Origin of the sequence: Bradyrhizobium sp. (genome assembly GCF_050014615.1) — a bacterium.
Classification (GTDB): Bacteria; Pseudomonadota; Alphaproteobacteria; order Rhizobiales; family Xanthobacteraceae; genus Bradyrhizobium.
The window spans coordinates 1-5,254 of the sequence record NZ_JBEKCZ010000285.1; the positions used below are offsets into that span (position 1 = coordinate 1).

At 60.9% G+C, this 5,254-nt stretch carries 5 protein-coding genes; 3 read left to right on the forward strand and 2 right to left on the reverse strand.

Features of this window, described 5'->3' with window-relative positions; translation table 11 throughout:
• Positions 1-10: 10 nt before the first annotated feature.
• Positions 11-241, reverse strand: coding sequence for a hypothetical protein (locus ABR948_RS27975; protein ID WP_428124291.1), 231 nt, complete (start codon positions 239-241; stop codon positions 11-13).
• Between the two features lie 231 nt (positions 242-472).
• On the opposite strand from ABR948_RS27975, the gene ABR948_RS27980 reads away from it, so the two are divergent.
• Positions 473-2,176 carry a PAS-domain containing protein gene (locus ABR948_RS27980; RefSeq protein WP_428124293.1) on the forward strand — a complete coding sequence of 568 codons (1,704 nt, stop codon included), beginning with the start codon at positions 473-475 and terminating at the stop codon, positions 2,174-2,176.
• 231 nt (positions 2,177-2,407) lie between these two features.
• Positions 2,408-2,548, forward strand: coding sequence for a hypothetical protein (locus ABR948_RS27985; protein ID WP_428124295.1), 141 nt, complete (start codon positions 2,408-2,410; stop codon positions 2,546-2,548).
• An 87-nt stretch (positions 2,549-2,635) separates the two neighbouring features.
• Here the strand turns inward: ABR948_RS27985 and ABR948_RS27990 are convergent, their stop codons facing one another.
• On the reverse strand, positions 2,636-3,448 hold the full coding sequence (locus ABR948_RS27990; RefSeq protein WP_428124299.1) for a dienelactone hydrolase family protein: 813 nt from the start codon (positions 3,446-3,448) through the stop codon (positions 2,636-2,638).
• 678 nt (positions 3,449-4,126) lie between these two features.
• Between ABR948_RS27990 and ABR948_RS27995 the strand changes: the two genes are divergently transcribed.
• Positions 4,127-5,092 (forward strand): MBL fold metallo-hydrolase, encoded by a 966-nt coding sequence (locus tag ABR948_RS27995; RefSeq protein WP_428124297.1) that lies wholly within the window; start codon positions 4,127-4,129, stop codon positions 5,090-5,092.
• The last annotated feature ends 162 nt before the right edge of the window (positions 5,093-5,254 follow it).

The window sequence follows — 5,254 nt, forward strand, 5'->3', positions numbered from 1 at the left end:
ACGATCTGTGTTATGATCTGGTTTTCCCGGATAGCTTCGATCTGGTGCGGTTCTTCCCCGGCGTATCCGCGAGCGATGCGCTCTTGCGGAGCGCGTCCTTGAGATCGACCGGAATACCGTGCTTGCGGAGCAAATCGGCGAAGGCTTCGTCGGCCAGTTCCTGAAAAGTCGCCATCCTGTCGCGCGCGAGCTGCTTCAGTCTGTCGAAAGTGTCGTCGTCGAAGGCGATCAATTTGCGCATGCGCCATCTGCTCCCTGCGGTTGCCGGAGGCCACGTTGCCGAAGGAAGGTGGCGGCCACCGGCGTGCCGATCACCGTCAAAGCATCGTCCACCACTTCAAACATGCTTAATCGATCGCTACCGGCGCATGTTGACCGGCTCGATCCCGTTATATTACGGGGATGCACGTTTAGGCTCCAGTAGCGCAATGCGCGGTATGGTTGGTGATTGCATCTCGAACCGAGATTATCCATGTCCGCCGACCTGCATACAGAACAACGCCCTGCCTGGATCAGCAGGATCTGGAAATTACTCCGCGCGCCCGCCTACGCGTTCGGCAATCTTCGTATAGCGGAAAAAATTTCCACCATTGTCGGGCTGCTGGTCATCGTGATGACGTTGCTGATGGTGATGTCGATCCAATCCGTCCGCCTGCAGACCGAATACCGGCACGCGCTTGCGACCTCGGCGGCGAGCGCGGTCAATATTGGGCGCGTCAACGCATTGATCTACGCGATCGTGATGGAATCGCGCGGCATCTATATGTCGACCGATCCCGGCGCCGTGCGGCGATACGCCGATGAGCTTTCGCGGCGCAACCACGAACTCGCCGACGTCGTCGACGAATGGGAAAAGACCGCTGATTTCGGCGACGAGGGACAGTTTCCGGCCTTCAGGCTCCGAATTCTTCAGTTCATCGACTTTCGCAACGAACTGGTTCGCAGAGCCACCAAGATCAGCCCGGCGGCCGGACGCGAGTGGGGCGACAACGAAGCCAATCGCGCCTTGCGCGAAGCTCTCAGCAACGATCTTGAGGCCTTTGCCAGAATTGTCGAGGGTCGTACGTTGCTGGTGACAGAACTCGCCGATCGGGCCTGGATGGCATCCTGGTATCTGGCGTTGCTGGGCTTGAGCGCACTGCTGCTGACTGCGCTCACTGTGGTCGTGGTGAAGCGCTCCGTCATTGCGCCGTTGGCGGATATCGCTACGGCGACCGATGCAATCGCGGACGGAAAGACCGACCTCGACATTCCCCATGTCGAATTCGCGGACGAGATCGGGCATCTTGCCCGCGCGGTGCGCAATTTCCGGGACGCGACATGCCGCAATCAGGAGCTTGAACAGCTTGAAATCGGCACCGCCCGGCAGCGCGATACGGCAATCGGAGAACGCAACCGGCTGAACGACAAATATCTCGAGACCAAATGGCAGCTTCGCGCGGCGATCAACAACATGGCTCAGGGCCTGGTCATGATCGACGCCAGGGGCAAGATTCTCATGACCAACCGGCGGTACCGGGCGATGTATGAGCTGCCGGCGGAGTTGATAGGGCCCGAATGCACCCTGCGGGACATTCTCGCCTACCGCGCCGAGAAAGGCCTGTTCCTGGATGACGTCGATAAATACATAGCGACCATCCTTGATCGAATCGCCAAGGGGAAGCCTTCCGTCGTCGAATTTGCATTGGCCGATGGCCGCGCCTTCCGTGTGTCTGAAGAGCCGATGGCCGGCGGCGGCTGGGTCGCGACACATGAGGACGTCACCGAGCAGCAGCGGGCGGAGCGCATCCTGCAGCGGACCGAACGATTTCTGGTCACGGTGCTTGAGAATATATCCGAAGCGATCGTCGCCAAGGACGCGCGCACCTTGCGCTTCACCTTTGTCAACAAGGCCGCCGAAAGATTGATGGGACTGCCGCGTATTCAGATCATCGGCAAGTCGGTGCGCGATCTGTTTCCGGCGGATGCCGCCGACAGTATCGAGCGTCTGGACAGGGAGGCGCTCGCGGGAAATCTGGAAAGCGAACCCGCCATCCGAACCGTCAGCACGCCAAATAACGGCCAACGCAAGGTCGTGGTGCGGCGCTTGCCGATTGCCGACGGTGAGTCGCATATGCTGCTCAACATGATCGAGGACCGGACCGATCAGGCCAACATCGCGGATGTTGCCGCCTAGGCATTCCGCCGGGGCCGGAGTCGACCGGAGTTCATGGTCAATTAAAGTTGAGGGATCGCGGAGCGCGGGAAGAATCAAGCGGCTTTGGGGTATTCTGCACCGAAGCCGCTTTTCGGGCCGCTTTTTGGTGCCATCGGCTGGTACGCCGCTTGCTTTGCTCACTTGTGGATCAGGAGCTCACTTGGATGGCCTGATTTGGATTGGCCTGACTTGAGCTCATGGATGCTCACCATGTTCACCGCGCTCACAACCCCCGGCCTGACATTGTTGTTCCTGGGCGTCGTCGTCGGCCTGGGCACCGCTTTTGTGTGGATGCTGTGGGAGATCGAGCAAACATCCAAGCCGCATCGCAACAGCGATCGCTTCGGATAGACACCGATTTTTCTTTAGGAAGGCGCGCGGTTATTGCCGCGCGCCTTTTGTGTGAAATTGGCTGAGATTTCTGGAACTTCGTTTTGCTCAGCTCAGCACTTTGTACTTCTTGAACCAGGCCTGCATCTGGTTCCATCCGTCCTCGGCGGCTTCCTTGCGATAGCTTGCGCGGTAGTCGGCATGGAAACCGTGCGGCGCGGCCGGATAGATCTTGAACTCGGCGGTCTTCTTGGCCTCGGCGAGCGCTGTCTTCAGCGCCTCGACGGTGGCGACGGGAATGCCGGTATCGGCCTCGCCGTACAGGCCCAGCACCGGGGCTTTCATCTCGGGGGCCAACTGGGTCGGGCTCTTCGGCCAGAGCGGGTTCGGCGGATCGACCGGCGGGCCGTAAAATGCGACACCGGCCTTGAGCTCGCTGCTGTGGGCGGAATATTCCCAGACCGTCCGTCCGCCGCGGCAGAATCCGATAATGCCGAGCCGGGAGGTGTCGCCGCCCTGCGCCTTGGCCCAGGCGACGGTGCTGTCGAGATCGGACAGCAATTCCGCGTCCGGCTTGGAATTCACGATCGGCAGCAGCGCCGGAATGTCGGTAATCTTGGTGAGGTCGACGCCCTTGCGATAATAATAATCCGGCGCGATCGCGAGCGCGCCGAGCTTGGCGAGGCGTCGGGTCACGTCCTTGATATATTCGTGCAGGCCGAAAATCTCCATCGCCACCAGCACGACCGGCGGATTGGCCACGCCTTTCGGGCGCGCGAAATAGCCGGGCATCTCGCCGTCGGCGACCTTGATCTTTACATCGCCGGTGGTGAGGCCCTCGGTGTCGGTGGTGATGACGTCGGCGCGGACCGGACCGGCGGCCAGGGTGTAGCCGGCCGTCACGGCGGCCGATGCAGTCATGAAGCCGCGGCGCGAAAACGGCGCGACTTTTGTCAATCCGATGACATCTGATGTCAGCATGGGGTCGGCACTCATGATGGATTCCTCCTGGTTGGGGTGCGCATACAGCGGGCAAATTGCCGCCGAACGCAAGTCACCAGCCTGCGAGGCGCTGCCAGAAATCAGCCGTCGGCGGGCCGGCGCGGGTTCGGGGCAATCCGGCAACGGGGCATAAAAACAAGGCCGTCGGCGCAGTATAACGCCAACGGCCTTGCCAGCCCCGGACATTGAAATCGGCTTGCGCCGCCCGGTACGCTACATATGCTCCGGGAAAGTACGGACCGATGTGATCCAGTTCACAGTTGGCGCAAAAAAGTTGCGGCCGGGCTGGGTCGCCTACGAATCCGGGCGTTACGCTCGATCACGGAGTTCTATTGTGTTGTGCGACGAGGCTGGAAAATAGATCGGCAGGGGAATGAATTTATCTTGATAAGTTCATTGTCGGAATACTAGGTTTCATGGACGAGCAGGGGAGGCGATCGCGGCGGCGGTGTCATTGACCTTCACAAGCCTGGTGAGGTGAGCTCGGATAATTCGGTGTTCCAAATGCAGTGATCGTGGCTGGGGGACGCCGCCTGTAATAATCCATCCTTGATAGTCCATCCTTGCAACATGAAAAACCCAATCGGAGGTTTCCCAATGGTGCTCACTCGTCGTTTCGTCGTTGGCGGTCTGCTCGGGTCGGCCGCATTGTCCGCCGCGCACGGGCCAGCCTGGGCAAAGGCGGCTTTGTCCGGTCATCAGGTCACCGGCGCCTATCGTCATGCGGTCGGCGCTTTCGAGGTCATCGCCCTTAATGACGGGATGCTCGAAATTCCGGTCGGGATGTTCCTGGGCGCCGATCCGGCCGAGGCAGGAAAGTTGCTGTCGGGCCGGTCACTGCCCGCGGACAAGTCGCCGACGGCGGTCAACGCATTCCTCGTCAACACCGGCGACAAGCTCGTATTGATCGACAGCGGCACCGGCAACTTGATGGGCCCGACGATGGGACGCTTCGCCGCCAATCTCGCCGCGTTCGGCGTCGATCCGGCCAGCGTCGATGTCGTTGCGATGACGCATGTCCACCCTGATCATTTTGGCGGGTTGCTGACCGCGGAGCGCAAGATCGCCTTCCCCAAGGCGCAGTTCGTCATCAGCGAAGCAGATACCAAGTTCTGGCTGAGCGAGGAAGTTGCGGCAAAGGCGCCGGCCGACGCCAAGCCGTTCTTCGACATGGCGCGCGCCAATGTTTCGCCCTATATCGCCGCCGGAAACACCAGGTTCATCACCGATGGCCAGGAGGTGGTGCCCGGCATCACCGCGCATTCGGCGCCGGGGCATACGCCGGGCCACACCATGTATCGGGTCACGTCGGGCAGCGATACGCTCCTGATCTGGGGCGATATCATTCACTCCTATGCGCTTCAATTCGCCCATCCGGAGTGGGCGATCGCCTTTGACGTCGATCCGCCGACAGCAATTTCCACGCGTCAGAGAGTGTTCGACATGGCGGCGACCGACAAATTGACCATTGCCGGCGCCCACGTGCCGTTTCCCGGGATCGGTCACGTCGTCAAGGCCGGCGCGGCCTACGCTTACGAGCCGGCGTTCTGGGCCCCGGGCTGATCGCATCAGCTGCAAAGCCGGGATTTCCAGGCCGCAAAAAAGTTGCGGCCAGCTCTTGGGGGAGAGCTGGCCGCGCGCGATCCGGTCTGGGACGGGGAGGGGTGGGGATGTGACCGGGTCGCGTGTCTCCGTTATCTCGTTATGTGTCAGTGATCGCGGGCG

Excerpts from the sequence above, each read along its gene's own strand:
- ABR948_RS27975 (WP_428124291.1), bottom strand. The coding sequence starts at position 241 with ATGCGCAAATTGATCGCCTTCGACGACGACACTTTCGACAGACTGAAG.
- ABR948_RS27990 (WP_428124299.1), bottom strand. The coding sequence starts at position 3,448 with ATGACTGCATCGGCCGCCGTGACGGCCGGCTACACCCTGGCCGCCGGT.
- ABR948_RS27995 (WP_428124297.1), top strand. The coding sequence starts at position 4,127 with ATGGTGCTCACTCGTCGTTTCGTCGTTGGCGGTCTGCTCGGGTCGGCC.
- ABR948_RS27980 (WP_428124293.1), top strand. The coding sequence starts at position 473 with ATGTCCGCCGACCTGCATACAGAACAACGCCCTGCCTGGATCAGCAGG.
- ABR948_RS27985 (WP_428124295.1), top strand. The coding sequence starts at position 2,408 with ATGTTCACCGCGCTCACAACCCCCGGCCTGACATTGTTGTTCCTGGGC.